16 protein-coding genes are annotated in these 16,980 nt (G+C 61.2%); 5 read left to right on the top strand and 11 right to left on the bottom strand.

Annotated features, from left to right (window positions below; translation table 11 throughout):
• Positions 1-77: 77 nt before the first annotated feature.
• Positions 78-968, top strand: coding sequence for a YicC/YloC family endoribonuclease (locus VL202_RS15460; protein ID WP_325464989.1), 891 nt, complete (start codon positions 78-80; stop codon positions 966-968).
• Between the two features lie 2 nt (positions 969-970).
• Positions 971-1,636 carry a guanylate kinase gene (gene gmk, locus VL202_RS15455; RefSeq protein WP_325464988.1) on the top strand — a complete coding sequence of 222 codons (666 nt, stop codon included), beginning with the start codon at positions 971-973 and terminating at the stop codon, positions 1,634-1,636.
• Between the two features lie 42 nt (positions 1,637-1,678).
• Here the strand turns inward: gmk and rsmA are convergent, their stop codons facing one another.
• The 6 genes from rsmA to lptF all read right to left on the bottom strand — a co-directional run bounded on the left by rsmA (position 1,679) and on the right by lptF (position 9,281).
• The gene (gene rsmA, locus VL202_RS15450; RefSeq protein ID WP_325464987.1) at positions 1,679-2,506 is read right to left on the bottom strand and encodes a 16S rRNA (adenine(1518)-N(6)/adenine(1519)-N(6))-dimethyltransferase RsmA; all 828 of its coding nucleotides are present in this window, start codon (positions 2,504-2,506) and stop codon (positions 1,679-1,681) included.
• Positions 2,506-3,534 carry a 4-hydroxythreonine-4-phosphate dehydrogenase PdxA gene (pdxA, locus tag VL202_RS15445; RefSeq protein WP_325464986.1) on the bottom strand — a complete coding sequence of 343 codons (1,029 nt, stop codon included), beginning with the start codon at positions 3,532-3,534 and terminating at the stop codon, positions 2,506-2,508. The genes rsmA and pdxA overlap by 1 nt, the downstream gene beginning before the upstream one ends.
• Before the next feature lie 9 nt (positions 3,535-3,543).
• On the bottom strand, positions 3,544-4,488 hold the full coding sequence (locus tag VL202_RS15440; protein ID WP_325464985.1) for a peptidylprolyl isomerase: 945 nt from the start codon (positions 4,486-4,488) through the stop codon (positions 3,544-3,546).
• Positions 4,489-4,684: 196 nt separating this feature from the next.
• Complete coding sequence (locus VL202_RS15435) at positions 4,685-7,024, bottom strand: LPS-assembly protein LptD (protein WP_325464984.1); 2,340 nt, start codon at positions 7,022-7,024, stop codon at positions 4,685-4,687.
• Complete coding sequence (gene lptG, locus VL202_RS15430) at positions 7,024-8,109, bottom strand: LPS export ABC transporter permease LptG (RefSeq protein WP_325464983.1); 1,086 nt, start codon at positions 8,107-8,109, stop codon at positions 7,024-7,026. The genes VL202_RS15435 and lptG overlap by 1 nt, the downstream gene beginning before the upstream one ends.
• Entirely contained in the window at positions 8,106-9,281 is a 1,176-nt protein-coding gene (gene lptF, locus VL202_RS15425) for an LPS export ABC transporter permease LptF (RefSeq protein WP_325464982.1), read from the bottom strand. Before lptF ends, lptG begins: the two co-directional genes overlap by 4 nt.
• 321 nt (positions 9,282-9,602) lie before the next feature.
• Between lptF and VL202_RS15420 the strand changes: the two genes are divergently transcribed.
• Both VL202_RS15420 and VL202_RS15415 read left to right on the top strand, forming a co-directional pair.
• Positions 9,603-11,099 carry a leucyl aminopeptidase gene (locus VL202_RS15420; protein WP_325464981.1) on the top strand — a complete coding sequence of 499 codons (1,497 nt, stop codon included), beginning with the start codon at positions 9,603-9,605 and terminating at the stop codon, positions 11,097-11,099.
• Positions 11,100-11,107: 8 nt separating this feature from the next.
• Positions 11,108-11,557, top strand: a complete 450-nt coding sequence (locus VL202_RS15415) for a DNA polymerase III subunit chi (RefSeq protein WP_325464980.1) — start codon at positions 11,108-11,110, stop codon at positions 11,555-11,557.
• A gap of 67 nt (positions 11,558-11,624) precedes the next feature.
• On the opposite strand, the gene VL202_RS15410 is transcribed toward VL202_RS15415, so the two are convergent.
• Both VL202_RS15410 and VL202_RS15405 read right to left on the bottom strand, forming a co-directional pair.
• Complete coding sequence (locus VL202_RS15410; protein WP_325464979.1) at positions 11,625-11,930, bottom strand: type II toxin-antitoxin system ParD family antitoxin; 306 nt, start codon at positions 11,928-11,930, stop codon at positions 11,625-11,627.
• 81 nt (positions 11,931-12,011) lie between these two features.
• A complete protein-coding gene (locus VL202_RS15405) occupies positions 12,012-12,938 on the bottom strand; it encodes a Gfo/Idh/MocA family oxidoreductase (protein WP_325464978.1) in 927 nt (308 codons plus the stop codon).
• A gap of 176 nt (positions 12,939-13,114) precedes the next feature.
• On the opposite strand from VL202_RS15405, the gene VL202_RS15400 reads away from it, so the two are divergent.
• A complete protein-coding gene (locus tag VL202_RS15400) occupies positions 13,115-13,957 on the top strand; it encodes a GNAT family N-acetyltransferase (protein ID WP_325464977.1) in 843 nt (280 codons plus the stop codon).
• 11 nt (positions 13,958-13,968) lie between these two features.
• Here VL202_RS15400 and VL202_RS15395 read toward each other — a convergent pair whose 3' ends face one another.
• The 3 genes from VL202_RS15395 to VL202_RS15385 all read right to left on the bottom strand — a co-directional run.
• Positions 13,969-14,121 (bottom strand): hypothetical protein, encoded by a 153-nt coding sequence (locus VL202_RS15395; protein WP_325464976.1) that lies wholly within the window; start codon positions 14,119-14,121, stop codon positions 13,969-13,971.
• A gap of 171 nt (positions 14,122-14,292) precedes the next feature.
• On the bottom strand, positions 14,293-16,182 hold the full coding sequence (locus tag VL202_RS15390) for an ABC-F family ATP-binding cassette domain-containing protein (RefSeq protein ID WP_325464975.1): 1,890 nt from the start codon (positions 16,180-16,182) through the stop codon (positions 14,293-14,295).
• 58 nt (positions 16,183-16,240) lie between these two features.
• Positions 16,241-16,980, bottom strand: a 740-nt coding sequence (locus tag VL202_RS15385; protein ID WP_325464974.1) for a GGDEF domain-containing protein, incomplete at its 5' end; no start/stop codon positions are given.

The following is a 16,980-nucleotide window of genomic DNA, read 5'->3' as shown; positions in this document are numbered from 1 at the left end:
CACATTCATGCACGAATTCAAAGTTCTGCGGGCGAGCTGCGTTTCGACGTGCCGTGTGCCAGATCCAGGGAGAAACAATGCCGCTGCAATCCATGACAGGATTTTCCCGCCGCGAGGGAACGTCCGGGCGTTATCGCTGGGCGTGGGAACTGCGTTCGGTCAACGGCAAGGGGCTCGACCTGCGCCTGCGCCTGCCGACGGGTACGGAACATCTGGAGACGGACGTGCGCCGGCTGATCGCGGAGAAGTTCTCGCGCGGCAACATGCAGGTTAATCTCAGTGTCAGCACGAGCGAGGCGGGCGTGGAGACCGTCGTCAACCAGGGCGCACTCGCCGCCGCCCTATCCCTGCGCGAACAGTTGCGCGACGTCATCGATCCGGCGCCGCTGCGGCTCGATACCCTTCTGTCGATCCGCGGCATCGTCGATTTCCGTGAGCCGGAGGAGCAGGAGGGCGAACGCGCCGCGCGTGACAGGGATCTCCTGTCCGGCCTGCATCTCGCCTTGGCCGACATGGCATCCATGCGCCAGACCGAGGGCGAGGCTCTTCGCCGTGTTCTGCTCGAGCAGATCGGAGCGATCGAGACGCTGACGCGGCAGATCGAGGCCGATCCCTCGCGCAGCGTCCAGTCGATCAGCGCCCGCCTTGCAGGCCAGGTCGCGCTTGTTCTGGAGGGGGCGTCATCGAGCATCGATCAGGACCGCTTGTACAGCGAGGTGGCGCTGCTTGCCGCCAAGGCCGATATCCGAGAGGAACTCGACCGGCTGCGCACCCATGTGACGGCTGCCCGTGATCTCCTGAGCAAGGGTGGGCCAGTCGGGCGCAAGCTCGATTTCCTCTCCCAGGAATTTAACCGCGAATCGAATACGATCTGTTCCAAGTCGAATGCCGCGTCGGTCACCGCCGCCGGCATCGAACTGAAGGTCGTCATAGACCAGTTCCGTGAACAGGTCCAAAATCTGGAGTGACCATGAGCCCCGCCAGCAAAACCTCCACCAAAGCCATCCAGCGCCGCGGCCTGATGCTGGTGATCTCCTCGCCATCGGGCGCCGGCAAGTCGACGATTGCCCGCAACCTCTTGGAATCCGACCCGCATATGAGCATTTCCGTCAGCGTGACGACGCGCAAGCGCCGCCCGAGCGAAATCGACGGGCGTCATTATTTCTTCAAGTCGATCCGGGAGTTCGAAGGCCTGCGCCAGACAGATGCGCTGCTGGAATGGGCGGAAGTGCACGGCAATTTCTACGGCACGCCGCGTGATGCGGTTGAGGCGGCAATGTCCGAAGGTCAGGACATGCTGTTCGACATCGACTGGCAGGGCGCCCAGCAGTTGCAGGAAAAGATGGGTGGCGATGTCGTGTCGATCTTCATCCTGCCGCCGACCATGGCCGAACTGCAGTCGCGCCTGCACCGCCGCGCCGAGGATACCGAGGAGGTGATCGCCACCCGGCTTGCCAATTCACGCTCGGAAATCGAGCACTGGCTGGAATACGACTATATCGTCGTCAACGAGGATCTCGATAGCGCCTTTGCCTCCGTCCAGGCGATCGTCGAGGCCGAGCGCCTGCGCCGTGATCGCCGGCCCGGTCTGTTCGAATTCGTCAACGGGCTTTTGACGGAGACGCCGAAGCTCTGAGACAGCTATCGCTCGAAACATAGCTTTCGAGCGATCCGCTGCTTACAGGCAATTGGCCAGACGGCAGAATTCTTCCACCGACAATGTTTCGGCGCGACGCTGCGGGTCGATATCCGCCTTGGCGAGCAGGGCCTCGCCGCCGATCGACTTGACGCTCTGGCGCAGCATCTTGCGGCGCTGGCCGAAGGCCGCCATCGTCACCTTTTCCAGGTTTTCGGCGGAGCAGGGGATCGGGTTGGCGATCGGCTCCAGATGAACCACGGATGACGTCACCTTCGGCGGCGGCGAAAAGGCCTGCGGCGGTACGTCGAACGCCATGCGCGCATCCGTCCGCCAGCCGCAAAGCACACCGAGGCGGCCGTAGTGATTGTCATCTTCCTGCGCGACGATCCGCTGTCCCACCTCGCGTTGGAACATCAGCGTCATCGATTGATAGAAGGGTGGCCAAACCTTCGGCAGGAGCCAGTTGACCAGCAACTGCGTACCGACATTGTAAGGCAGGTTGGCGATGATCTTGACCGGGCCGTCGATGCCGAGGTCCTCGAACGGGGTCTTCAACGCATCACCCTCGATCACGTCGAGACGGCCCGGATAGAAGTCACTGATCTCGGCCAGCGCCGGCAGGCAACGGGAATCGCGCTCCACCGCGATGACTTTCCTGGCGCCGAGGGAGAGGATGGCGCGGGTGAGGCCGCCCGGACCAGGACCGACCTCGATCACCGTCACATCTTCCAGCGGCCCGGCGGTGCGGGCGATCTTCTGGGTGAGGTTGAGGTCCAGCAGGAAGTTCTGGCCGAGCGCCTTCCTGGCGTCGAGCCCATGGCGCGAAATCACCTCGCGCAGCGGCGGCAGTCCATCGATCGCTGCCATCAGTCCGCATCCCGTTCTGCATTGTCCGCCAGTTGGCGCGCCATCCGCAGTGCCGCCAACAGGCTGTCGGCACGAGCAATACCCTTGCCGGCCAGGCTGAACGCCGTACCATGGTCGGGAGACGTGCGGATGAAGGGCAGGCCAAGCGTGACATTGACGCTGTCGTCGAAACCAAGCGCCTTGGCGGGGATCAGGGCCTGATCGTGATACATGCAGATGGCGACGTCATAGCTTGCACGGGCGCGGTCATGGAACATCGTGTCGGCGGGCAGGGGGCCGCTGATGTCGATGCCTTCGGACTTCAGCCGCTCGATGATCGGTCGGATGATCGCATCGTCCTCAAGACCGAGCGCGCCACCTTCACCAGCATGCGGATTGAGGCCGGCAACGGCGACGCGGGGAGACGGCAGGCCGAACCGCGCCTTCAGGTCGGCAACGGTGATCGAACAGGTCCGGTAGATGAGATCGGGTGTCAACTGCTCGGGAACGTCCTTCAGCGGGATATGGATGGTGACCGGCACGGCCCTCAGCTTCGGCCCGGCCAGCATCATCACGGGCAGCAATTGCGTGCCGGTCGCCCGTTCGCCGATGTCGGCGAGAAATTCGGTATGGCCGGGAAACTGGAAGCCGGCTTCGTAAAGGACGGACTTGGCAATCGGATTGGTGACGAGGGCGGATGTTTCACCCTCCATCGTCAGCCTGACTGCCGTCTCGATGGCACCCGTGATGGCCTTCGCATTGGCCGGGTTCGGTTGTCCCGCCATCACGCCGGCCGCACAGGGGATCGGCAGGACAGGCAGGGCATCCTTGAAGACTGCGAAGGCTTGATCGCAGCCGGTTTCGCGAATGGGAACATCGTGGCCGAGCAGCCGTGCACGATCGGAAAGGACCGAAGGATCGCCGAGGAAAAGGAACGGCGGTACCTGCCAGGCATGCCTGTTGATCCACGCGTCGAGGCAGATGTCGAGGCCTATCCCGGCGGGATCGCCCATGGTCAGGGCGAGCGGCCTGTCGCGCGTGAGGGTCATGGCAAACGATTACTTTTGGATGATCTGCGCCCGCTTCCGCAAGTCTTCCATGTAACGCTTGCTGTTGGCATCTTCCCCCTCCTGCTTCTTGCCAAGATCCTCGGCGCGGAAGACGATTTCAGCCGCCACATCGTCAGAAACCTCCCGCTTCTTGCAGATAGCGAGATATTCGACGCCGCGCTCGGTGACGCGCGTGCCGGTGGTATTGCCGTCGCCGGCCTTCTCGATCAGTGGCTTCCAGTCGGCGGGAAGTTCTTGTGCCATCATGCGGCCAAGATTACGGATGGACACGTCGCGCATCGTAGCGGCAAAGACCTTGGCCTGCTCGCAACCGGGATATTTCGAACGCGAGGCGTTGGCTTCCGCCTGGCGCTTGCCAATGATCGCGTTGCGCTTGGAGGCGGGCACGACAAAGATGACCTGCTGCAGGAAATATTCCGTCGTCACCGGCTTGGTGCCGCCGTTTTCCTGCATGCGCCGGACAAGCTCCTCGTTCGAGAGGCGTCCACCGCCGCCGCCACTGCCGTAGCGACCGTTGACGAGGCGCGGCCAGCTCATGGCAATCGCGACATAGCTCTTGAAGTGATCAAGACCGACACCGGCGCGATCGAGGACCTGGGAGAGCTGAGCAACCGACATCTTGTTGCCACTGGCAAAACGGCCGACAGCGGCATCGACATCTGCCGTGCTGACGGAAGCGCCAACCCGGAGAATCTCTTCGCGCTTCAGCACTTCATCGACCAACTGCTCGCGAGCCGCGGCTGCGCCACCGTTCTGTCGTTGCAGGCGCATGAAAGCGGTTCGCTTCGCGACGTCACCTGAGGTGATGGGCGTACCGTTGACAACCACGACGACCTTGCTGGCCGCCATGACGGCAGGCGCCGAGGACAAGGCCAGGCCGCAGGCAAGAACCATTGCCGCAACAGTACGCGTGATCAAAAGTTTCCCGCCCATTCCGTATCCTTTCATTTTCCGCGAACGCAGTGGTCCGCAGGCCATGGTCTTCATGCCAAGCACGATCAACCAGCACATTTCCGTGCAGGATGCATAATACATGCGGCCGAACAATGACAAGCCCCGCCAACCGCCGCAAAGAACCGCTTTTCGACGAAATGGATGCCGGCGGCACCGGTTTTGCGATGCGGATAGATCAGTTCAGCCCGTCGAACTCCGTATCGCCGACATCGATATCGCCGAGTGTACGGAAGCTGATGCGTGCGCCGATCGACCAGTCATTGGCGATGGACTGGTCGGTGTCGCGCTCTTCCTTGTAGACAAGCGAGAAAATCGTGTCCCGATCGTCATAGGTGATGCCGATGCCGTTACGGGTGACGACATTGCTGTTCAGGTCGTAGGTAATGGAGCCGAACACCGACCAGTAGTCGGCGAACTTGTAGGCCGCTGCCGTCTGCACTTCGTCCTGGTCGCTGGCCGAGCCGTAGAGCGGCTGTGCCTGGATGCTGGTATAGGTCACGGCCGTCTGCCAGAAAATCCCCTGGTAGCCAAGCGTTGCATCGGCACGACGCAGGTCGAAATTGCTTTCGTCGAGGCGGCCGCTGAGGCTTGCGGTCAGGCCCGACGGTGCGTCGATGCCAACCATCGCCACATAATCGGAACGATCGGTTTCCAGACCGGAATTCGCACCGACCTTGACCAGGTCGTCCGTCGCGAACGAATTCAGGCCGCCGAGATGGAAGGACTGGCCGGCAACGGCGCGCAGCGAATAACCGTTGCCGAGCGCGCCGGTATAACGGATGCCCAGATTGGCCCGCGTGCCGCCTTCGATGCGGTCGTAGCCGGAAAACTTGTCACGATCGAACAGGTTGGTCGCGTCGAACACGAAACTCTGTGCGTCTTCGTTGGGCAGGGCCCCCGCATAGTCCTCGTCCGGACGGGTAAAGACCTGTGCGATCGGCTCGAGAATATGGCTGCTATATTCGGTCGTCAGCAGGATCGGATAGCGCGCGTCGATCCCTGCCGTCAGCATGGAGCGGGTCGCGGCATCATCGTCGAAATAGTTGCCGGTATAGTTGTTGGGATCATTCATCGACGTGCCGATCGCATCGCCGCGCGCGGCGAAGATCGGCGTGAGCGACAGGCCGCCCGGAACGATGAAATTGCGCTTCCATTCAAGGTCCGCGCTCAGGCGATGATAGGTGCCTTCCAGGCCGCGATAGCGGAAGATGTCGGGACCGGGCACGCTGATGCGGAACTCGTCTTCACGGTTACGGTTGACGTTGGTCAGGTTGAAGTTCGCGGTCAGTTCGCCACCGAACACCGGTTCGGGATGTGTATAGGAATAGTCGAGAACCTGGGCGACCGGCTGCTTGTTTTCGGCCAGGCTGCCCGGGTCTGCGTCCTGGATGTCGAAGTAAAAGGCGCGGGCATCGAAATAATTCCGCTTGCCGAGACCGGTCAGATAGACCTGGTTCGTCAGCGTCGTGCCATCGAAGGTCGACAGTTCATAGGTCTTGGCGAAGTTGTTGTCGCTCTGCACGAGAACATCCCAGCCGAATGTCCAGCGTGGATTGATCTCGAACTTGGCGCGCGAAGCCACCATGCCGCGAACCGTTTCCTCGGCATCGACGGTGCCGCTTGTGAACCCGTCACGGTTCATCTGGCTGATGCCGGCCATGCTGAGGATATGTTCGCCATTTTCGAAACGCTGGCGGAATTCACCTTCGAGCAGGAAGCCCTGGCGCGTCAGACCGGTACCGGTAACGGTTGCATCCATATAGGGTGAGATTGCCCAATAATAGGGAATGCTGACACCGGCCCCGAGCTTCTGTGTGTAGCGGAATTTCGGAAACAGGAAGCCACTCTTGCGCTTCACCGTCTGGTCGGGAACTTCAAGAACAGGCAGATAGATGATCGGCTTGCCGAACAGCTCGAACTTGGCGTTCTCCATGCGAACCGTATGGGTCCTGCCGTTCTGGACGATGCGCTGTGCCTTGACGTGCCAGAGCGAACGGTGGTCTGGATTGGTCGCGCAAGGGGTGCAGGCGGTATAGACGGCCTGGTTGAGGATCATCTCCTCGCCATTGCGGCGCTCGGCCGTGACGGCAGCAAGCTTGGTCAGGTCCGTGGTTTCAAGCCGCATGGTCTCGATGAAACCGTTGGCGAAATTGTCCGTCACGTCCATCTGGTCGGCGTAGACGCGGTTGCCGCCGGGTTCGATCAGCTCGATTTCGCCGGTCGCAATGATGCGCCCGGTCTTCTGGCTGTATTCGACCTGCTGGGCGACCATCTGATAGCCGCCATAATTGATCTGGACCGCGCCGCGCACGATCACGCGCTCCGCGTCCTTGTTGTAGACGAGCTCGTTGGCCGACAGAAGCATCTTGGCGTCTTCGGGGAGCTTCGGGTTGAACGACTCGATACTGGTATCCTGCGCCCATGCGGACGGGAGCGGAGTAAACGTCTGATACGCAACGCCTGAAAGCAGAATGGCCGTCAGCAGCCTGATATATTTGCGGTTGCCTGCCGCCACTAGCCGTCCTCCTCATGCAATAGAATCGTCGAGCCCAGCGCCATCGCTACAACAACTGGCAACCAGGCTGCAACGAACGGAGGCACAATGCCGCTGCTCCCGAATGCTTTTACAAGCACGGTGACGACATAAAGCACGAAGCCTGACAGGATTCCACCGAGAATTACCGGTCTCGATTGGTTAAACCGGCTAAATTTCAAAGACACGCTTGCAGCGATCAGGGTCATTGCGACCAGAAGCAGCGGAAGCGAAAGCATGGAGTGGAACTGGGTTTCCATTCCATTGGTTGGAAAGCCGAAGGATTTTGCCACTTCGATCTTCCGGCGCAGGTCGAAAAACTGAATGGAATCAGCCTTTGACAGCGTTTCCTGCACGAACTCCGGCTTCAGATGGGTCGGCAGCCGTGCCGTTTCGAGACGCTGGGGCAGTTGCCCGTTGCGCGTTTCCGTCACACCGTTAAGCAGCCAGTAACCATCTTCGAGTTTTGCCGTCGCGGCATCCTGTCTCGAAACGATCGTGCCAAGCGGATCGAAATGGATCACGGTCACGTTGACCAGTGTCCGTCCCTCGTCCTGGACGGACCGTGCGCCGATGATCGTATCGTCGTTTCCGTAGATCTGGCGCAGCCATGGAATGGAAATTGCTGTCGTCGCGGAAGACGAGCTCCCCCAGGATGCCTCAAGCGCTTCGGCCTGCTTGGTGCCCCATGCGGCGAGGGGGTTCAGCGTCGCGACAGTGAGTACCCCGAAGAGGAATGCGCCGACGACGAAGGGCTGCAGGAATTGCCAGGCCGAAATGCCGGCGGCGCGGGTCACGACCAGTTCATAACGGCGGTTCAGCGAGATCAGCGACGCCATGCCGGAAAACAGCGCGACGAAGGGCACGGTCTGCTGCAGGATCATGGGAATGCGGAATGTCGTCATCACCAATGCACCGGTGACCGAATAGTGCGGCAACTGTGACATCCGGTTGGAAAGTTCGCTGAAATCGATGATGAAGATCAGCGCGAAGATGCCCGCGAGAAACCAGAAGGTCGTGATTGCGTAGCGCTTGAAAAAATAGCGTCCGAGCGTCGTGAAGATCATGGGGTCGGGTTCCCGTCGGGTGCGGACGCGGGCTTGGTCAGGCGCAGCCGAACCAGGATCTCGTTGACCTTCTGCTCCCATGTCAGCGGGATTTCCAGCCGCTTGTTGCCCAGCAGTTGGCGAATGGAGAAATATCCGGTCAAAACCGGGATCAGATACATGATCGGGATGAAGGCCCGCGATTCTTCGGCGCTGTTGGCGGCGTAGAATGTCATCCAGCGAATGAAGAGACAGGTCAGGAGTGCCGTGATCATTGGATGCATGCGCGCTTCACGGTGCGAACGCGCGTCACTGCTGACAACGAGGGTGATGAGCGCAAACAGCAGCGGAAAGATCCATTCGGTCAGCCGGCGGTGCAGTTCGGCCTGGAAGGCCATCGGACTGCGCTTATAAACGGGATCCTCCGGATCGGGATTGAGGAGGAAGGGCAGGTCCCGATCCTTCGCGCGGATCGTCGCTTCGCCCGCCGACTTGGTCATGTCGGTGAGGTCGAAGGCGTAACTGTCGAACTTGATGATCGAGACATTGCCGTCCGGCAGCTTGCGGTGAACTTCGCCGTCCTTCATCACCAGGGCCGAGCCATTTTCGTCCACCGCGCCTTCGCGGGCGTAATAGACGAGTTCATAGGCCGGGTCGCGCGAATCGGCGACGAAGATGCCGTGCAGCACGCCTCCATTGCGCCGCGATGCGACCTGGACATAAAGCCCGTCGGCGACCTTCCGGAACGTGTTTTCCTGGACGACCGAGGAGAGGAGATCGGCATGCGCGGTGGCGATCATCTTGCGCACCGCCATGCGGGAATAAGGCTCGACGAAATTGTCCACGGTGAAGGACAGGATGCTGAGCGCCACGCCGAGATAGAGCACAGGCTTGATGATCGTCATGCGGGATGCGCCGGCCGCATTGAGGACCGTCAGTTCCGAATCGGAATTCATCGCGGTCAGCGTCTGGGCAACGCCGATCACCAGGGCGAAGGGCAGAATAAGCGGAATGATCGACGGCAGGATGAGCGTCGCCAGCCGCAGGAAGGCAAGAATCGACTGGCCGCTATCCGTGACCAAGTTGACGCTCGCCAGTGCCTGCGTCGTCCAGACGATGGCCATCAGCGGCAGAAGCGTGGCGAGGAACATGCCTGTCGCCCGCTTCAGGATATAACGCTCGATGAGTTTCATGCCTGATCCTGGCCCGTCTTTCCGTCTCGTGCACAGCCCATGGCGATCCGCGCGAATCCCGTCGGACGGCGTGTTCCTATCGCGCTGAGTGAACCGGTTTGCAAGTTTTCACGATACCAAATTGTAAAAGGGCAAGGCTAAAGGTCGGCAAAGAATGATAGTTAACAGCATGTAAACATATGGCTGCGTCTTGCCAAGGCCATCAAAACCAACAAGGGTGCGCGGACCTGTTTCCGGGCTTGCGGTTGATGGCGAATGTTTGCCACTGTAACCGCCATGTAACATATCGGCGCTTCGCCGGAGCCATTCTGGAGTCTCTTGATGTCATTGAAATTCGAAATCGGTTTCAGCAAATCAGCGCGCTTGTCGGGAGGCTTGGCCATTCTGCTCAAGACTCTTGACGGAAAAGAGGCAGCGGGTGCCGCGGGTGCCGATCCGGAAGCCGTCATTGCCAAGGCAACGCGGATCGCCAAGTTCAAGGCGAAGTCGCTGAGCACCCTCGATATCGTCGCGCCGCATGGATCGGAAGCAGACCGCATCCTGGTCCTCGGCCTTGGCGATGGTGCCGGCCTGTCCTCGCACGACTGGCTGAAGGTCGGAGGTGCTGCCGCATCCAAAATCCGCGGCGCCGACAAGGTCACGGTGTTCCTTGACGCGCCCGGCGTCGAAATCTCGGGCAAGGCCGCCGCCGATTTCGCGCTCGGCATGGAAATGAACGCCTATAGTTTCGATAGCTACAAGACGGCCAAGAAGGATGATGACGACCAGAAGGGGCAGGGGAAGCCTGTCAAGGTGACGATCGTCACCGAGGCCGCCGCCGCCGCGAAAAAGGAAGCCACCGACACGCAGGCGATTGCCGAGGGCGTTTTCCTTGCCCGTAATCTGGTCAACGAGCCGGCCAATGTGCTCGGTCCGGTGGAGTTCGCGGCCAAGGTCGAGGAATTGGAAAAGCTCGGCGTCGAGGTGGAAATCCTGACCGAAAGCGAGATGAAGCAACTTGGCATGGGCGCGCTGCTCGGCGTGGCGCAGGGGTCCGTGCGGCCACCACGGCTGGCGATCATGCAGTGGAAGGGCGGCAGGCCGAAGGATCGTCCGGTGGCCTTTATCGGCAAGGGCGTCGTCTTCGATTCGGGCGGCATCTCGATCAAGCCCGGCGCCGGCATGGAAGACATGAAGGGGGACATGGGCGGTGCTGCCGCTGTGACCGGCCTGATGCATGTGCTGGCAAGCCGCAAGGCGAAGGCGAATGTCGTGGGCATCATCGGACTTGTGGAAAACATGCCCGACGGCAACGCCCAGCGCCCCGGCGATATCGTCACCTCCATGTCCGGCCAGACCATCGAGATCATCAATACGGACGCCGAGGGCCGGCTCGTTCTGTGCGACGCGCTCTGGTATTGCAACGATCGCTTCAAGCCGCAATTCATGATCAACCTGGCGACGCTGACCGGTGCCGTGATGGTCGCGCTCGGCAGCCATCATGCCGGGCTGTTCAGCAATGACGATCGCCTTGCCGGTCAACTGACGGCCGCCGGCTTGACGACGCAGGAGCGCGTGTGGCGCCTGCCGCTGGGCAAGGAATACGACAAGATGATCGACAGCAAGTTCGCCGACATGAAGAATACCGGCGGCCGCTATGCCGGCTCGATCACGGCGGCGCAATTCCTCAAGCGCTTCGTCAAGGATACGCCCTGGGCGCATCTCGATATTGCCGGAACGGCGATGGGCTCGCCGACGGACGAGATCAACCAGTCCTGGGCGTCGGGTTTCGGTGTTCGGCTGCTGGATGAACTGATCCGCGCCAATTACGAAGGTTGATCGGTCCCTTGACGGAAATCCTGTTCTATCACCTGACCGAGTCCAAACTCGAGGATGCCTTGCCGCCGCTGCTCGACAAGAGCGTCGAGCGTGGCTGGAAGGTCGTCGTCCAGACGGCGGACGACGAGCGCCGCGACATGCTCGACAATCATCTGTGGACCTACCGCGACGACAGCTTCCTGCCGCACGGGACCGACGCGATGGATTTCGCCGAGGACCAGCCGATCCTGCTGACGGCGGGCGAGGGCAACGGCAACAACGCCACCGTCCGTTTCCTCGTCGACGGCGCGGTGCCGCCGCCGGTCGCCGGCTACGAGCGAGTCGTCTTCATGTTCGACGGCTACGACCAGAACCAGCTGGAAGCGGCGAGAACACACTGGAAGCTTCTGAAGGGCGAGGGGCACACGCTGACCTACTGGCAGCAGAATCAGGATGGGCGCTGGGTGAAGAAGGCTTGAGGGGCGGCCTAAAGATATATGTTTTTGATGTCAGCGCGTGCTCCCGCGTCGAAACCAACGAGATAACTCATTGATCGGTCTGGTTTCCGCTTTGAACGGGATCCATATAGCGACGAAGCTCTTCACGCGCCTCGGCGACCGATCGGACCCTCCTGGGATCCCTATCCAGCGCGTCGATGGTTGGTACCACTTCGTCAATCAGCCACTTTTCAATGGCCGCATCGCGGACCGCGAGCGTGCGTAACCCGTCGTGGATGACTTCGCTTTCGCTGGCATATTCTCCCGAAGACACTTTCGCCTCGACCATTTCGGCCATTTCTATCGGCAGGGAGATGCTGAGGGCTGGTGCGGTGCGCGCTGCGTGATCCTCCATTGCCTAAGCGTATCACGCAGCACGATTCATCCTATCGGATTGTGGGGATGACCGCTGTAGGCGGTCATCTCCATCATCGGCTCAATCGTGAAACGCGTCCACGAACTTGCGCCGTCCGAGCATGAAGGCATCGGCGACGTGGCGCAGCGGAGCGAGATCGACGTCGGAGGTCTTTGCCTTGATGATCTCGGCGAAGCGGGCGTAGAGCGCCGGATATTCCTGCTCCGGCTCGTCGTGAACCAGCTTGCCGTCGATCGACAGTTTTGCGCCGCCTTCTGCCAGTACCATCAGGCCGGCCTCGGTTTCGGCAACGATGTCCCAGCTCTGATGGCCGGTCTGGCGCCAGTCGAATTCGGCCGAGACCGGCAGCTTGTTGGCATCGGTGAAGGTGATCGAGGCGGCGATCGGCGCGTCGCGGTTTTCCGGAAATTCCAGCGTTGCCGCGGTGATGAACAGCGGATTGGGCAGGATATGGGTGACGATCGAAAGCGCGTTGATGCCGGGATCGAATACGCCGAGACCGCCGGCGGCCCAGATCCAGTCCTGGTTCGGATGCCAGTGGCGCACGTCTTCCTTCCAGATCACCTTGACGTCGTTGATCCTGGTCGATGCGAGGAAGGCCTTTGCGGCTTCGACGCCCGGCGCATAGCGGGAATGCCAGCTGGCAAAGAGCGACAGGCCCTTGGCATCGGCGAGCGACTGCAGGTCGGCGACTTCGCTCAGCGTTGCGCCCGGCGGCTTTTCGAGAAACACGTGCTTGCCAGCCTCGAGCGCCGTGCGCGCTGCCGCATAGCGGAACTGCGGCGGCATGCAGAGCGAAACGGCGTCGATCGCCGGAACGGCCGCAAGCATCTCCTCGATCGACTTGAAATTGTCGATGCCATCAACGACGCCGTGACGGCTGGCTGCGGCAATCAGCTTGTAGTCCGCATTCTTGGCGATGGAGGGAAGATGCTGGTCGCGGACGATCTTGCCGACGCCGACGATCGAGATATTGATGGGGCTCATGGGTGTTCGCTCGATTTGTATGACTTTATGGTGGGCTTTGTAGCAGAAAGCGAAAGACGGACAAGCGCCTTGCCGTCATGTCCGGATTGGGCGCATGAACAATCGTCACCGTCGAAGGTGGACAATAGTCAAGTCGCGCTATTTGGATAGTCTCGATTTTTCAAACCGGAGCCTTCATGCCCCCCGTTACTCGAAAAGCCACCCGCGCCGATCTCGACACCATGATCGAGTGGGCCGCCCGTGAAGGATGGAATCCCGGGATCGATGATGCACAGGCGTTCTGGCTTGCAGACCCGGAAGGCTATTGGGTCGCGGAGGAGGACGGCCGGATGGCGGCGGCCCTGTCGCTGGTGCGCCATGGCGAGAACTACGGCTTTCTCGGCTTCTATATGGCGCATCCGGATTTTCGCGGGCAGGGCATCGGACATGCTCTCTGGCAGGCGGCCATCGCGGATGCCGGGCCGCGCACGATCGGGCTCGACGGCGTCGTGTCCCAGCAGGACAACTACCGCAAGTCCGGCTTCGTCTACGCCCATGCCAATTTCCGCTATGGCGGCGTGGTTGAATGCTCGGAGCCGCCGGGAACCGAGCTGACCTCGGTTTCTCCGGTCCATATACCGATGCTGATAGACTATGACGCGGCGTTCAATCCGGTCCGCCGCGAGGCTTTGCTGCAGGAATGGCTCAAGCCGCTGGAGACGCGCCAGAGCATCGCGTTGATCCGCAATGCCGCGATCGCCGGCTACGGCACCATCCGCGCCTGCCGGGATGGCCACAGGATTGGGCCGCTGTTTGCCGACACTGAAACTGCGGCCGACCTCATCTTCCGCAAGCTGGTGACAAGCGTTGGTGGCGGTCAGGTCTTTCTCGATATTCCCGAGCCGAATGCGGCGGCACGCGCGCTGTGCGATCGGTACAATCTGAAGCCGGTGTTCGAGACGGCGCGCATGTATCGCGGCAAGGCGCCGGACCTGCCGCTTTCCAATATCTATGGGATCACGACCTTCGAGTTGGGATAGGGCGAGCGGAATCAGATCCAGTCGAGAAGATCGCGCTGACTGCCGATGATCAGGATGCTGGCGAAGATGCTGATCACCAGAGCCACGACGAGGACCCAAAACAGCCTGCCGGAGGCTGGAGCGTCGTCAACGAAAACCGGCTCTTTCAAGCGCAGGGCATTCATTGCGTGCCGGGGGTTTCCCCATTTCACGCGCCGGAAGCGGAAGACGTTTTGCGTTTCGTGTGTCATGAGTCGAGAATCTAATGCCCGCTTTTAAACGGGGCTTTAAATCCTTCGTTAAGATTTTAGCAGTTTCTTGTGGAAGAGATGCTTCCCGTCAAGAAAACGGCGGGATCAACCCGCCATTGCCTCTTCATATTCGCTGGAAAGCTGCATCCAGTGTTCCTCTGCCTTGGCAAGCTTCGAGACGACTTCGGCACGCTCCTTGACCTTGGACGCGGCCTTTTCCGGGAATTTGTCGTAGAGGTCCTGGTCTTCAAGCTCCTTGTCGAGGGTCTGAATCTGTTTCTGCAGTTTTCCCGTCAACGATTCGACATCGTTGATCTTTTTCTTGAGCGGCGCGAAGGCTGCGCGCTTGTCGGCATTGGCCTTACGCTGCTCGGCCTTGCTCAACTGATCCTCGCCGCCATTGCCCTTGCCCTTGCCGCCCTTGCCCCTGGAACTCTGGACGATGGTGCTTCGATAATCCTCCAGATCGCCGTCGTAGTTGGACACGGTGCCGTTCTTTACCAACCAAAGCCGGTCGGCCGTCGCCTCGATCAGGTGACGATCATGCGAAATCAGGATTACGGCGCCGGTATATTCGTTCAGCGCCTGGATCAGCGCGTTGCGGCTGTCGATGTCGAGATGGTTGGTCGGCTCGTCGAGGATAAGCAGGTTTGGAGCTTCGAAAGCGGCAAGCCCCATCAGCAGGCGTGCCTTTTCGCCACCGGACAGGTCCTTGGCGGGCGTGCTCATCTTGGCGGTCGCAAGGCCCATCTGGGCGACGCGGGCGCGCACCTTGCCTTCGGTGGCACCCGGCATGCGCTGCCGCACGTGCTCGACGGCGTCGTGTTCGGGGATCAGGTCGTCCAACTGGTGCTGCGCGAAGAAGCCGATCTTCAGGCCGGGCGCCACCTGCACCGAACCGCCGGTTGCCGGCAGACGGCCGGAGATCAGCTTGGCGAAGGTGGATTTGCCGTTGCCGTTCGAGCCGAGCAGGGCGATGCGGTCGTCGGTATCGATGCGCAACGACAGATGCTGCAGGATCGGCTTGCCCGGGGTGTAGCCGACTGAGCCGCTGTCGAGTGCGATGATGGGCGAGGCGGCTTCCTTTTCCGGATCGGGAAACTTGAAGCCCTGGACGTGATCCTCGATGACGGACGAGACCGTGCCCATGCGCTCCAGCGCCTTGACGCGGCTCTGGGCCTGTCGGGCCTTGGAGGCCTTTGCCTTGAAGCGGTCAATGAAGGACTGCAGGTGTTTTCGCGCGGCGTCGTTCTTCGCCTTGGCCTTGGTCTGCAACTCGTTGGCTTCGGCGCGCTGGCGCTCGAACTGATCGTAGGAGCCGCGATAAAAGTTCAGCTTCTGCTGGTCGAGATGGATGATGGCGTTGACGGCCGTATTCAGAAGATCGCGGTCATGGCTGATGATGATGACGGTGTGCGGATACTTGCTGATATAATCCTCGAGCCACAGCGTGCCTTCAAGGTCGAGATAGTTGGTCGGTTCGTCGAGCAGCAGAAGATCCGGTTCGGAAAACAGCACGGCCGCAAGCGCCACGCGCATGCGCCAGCCGCCGGAAAACGACGAGGCCGGACGCAGTTGCGCTTCGGCGTCGAAGCCGAGGCCGGCCAGAATGCTGGCAGCGCGCGATTCCGCCGAATGCGCCTGGATATCGGCCAGCCGCGTGTGGATGTCGGCGATGCGGTGCGGGTCGGTGGCGGTTTCCGCTTCGGCCAGCAGCGCCTCGCGCTCCTTGTCCGCCTTCAGCACGATCTCGATCAGCGGCTCCTCGGTGCCGGGAGCCTCCTGCGCCACCTGGCCGATGCGGGCATTCTTCGGGATCGAGACGAAGCCGGTCTCCGCCTCCATGTCGCCGGTGATGATCTTGAACAGGGTCGACTTGCCGGCACCGTTCTTGCCGACGAGGCCGGCCTTGGTGCCAGCCGGAAGCGCCACGCTTGCGTGGTCGATGAGAAGGCGTCCGACGATGCGGGCGGAAAGTTCGCTAATCGTAATCATGGCCGCGTTTTGGCCGAACTGCGCCGAGAACGCAAGGCTTTGCCGCAGCGCAACGCATTCAAGCGGCGTGCGGCGAGTAGGTTTTTTTCGTCCGTCCGCCGATCGCGGCGGAAAACACCAGCGTGCCGGGCTTGCCACGACCACGAACGGCCAGAAGCGCCAGTTCCGCCTGGGTGAACAGGTCGGTGCCGCCGGATGCGGTAAAGGCCATGGCGATGCCGATCGACAGAGACAGGGTTTGCATGGTGAATGCGCGGTTCGGCAAGGCGATCTGTACACCTTCAACCGAGGCGCCGATGCGTTGCGCGATGGCTTCCGCATTGCCGGCGGAAACATCGTGGAGGACGAAGGCAAATTCATCGGCGCCGATGCGGGCGACGAAATCGTTCTTCTTGACGGATTTGCGGAACACCGGCGCGAGCTTCTTCAAGGCTTTTTCGATCGTTGCGGCGCCGTGACGCTCGCCCATCTCGCGTAAACCTTCGACGGTGACCAGCGCCAGCGCCGCCGGACCGACTGCCTTGTCGTCTTCATAAAGCGCGCCGAGCCTGGCCGAGAAGGCGATCCGGTTCGGCAGGCCTGTGACGGGATCGCGGGTGGCGGCCTTGCGCATGGCCTCGATATCGCTGTCGATGCCGCCAAGCTGCGTCACCGCATCGTTCATGGTTGAGGCAAAGCTCCGCTCCTCGCGCTCGAAGACCGCGACGGCATCGCGCAGGCGTGCGGCATCGTCGGCAAAATCCGACATGCCGTCGACGGGATCGGTTGCCAGCCGCCCGATCAAAGCGCGCAGCATCG

It is taken from the genome of Pararhizobium sp. (genome assembly GCF_035497515.1).
Classification (GTDB): domain Bacteria; phylum Pseudomonadota; class Alphaproteobacteria; order Rhizobiales; family Rhizobiaceae; genus Pararhizobium.
Note: the sequence above shows the minus strand (reverse complement) of the source record. Positions and strands in the feature narration are given on the sequence as shown.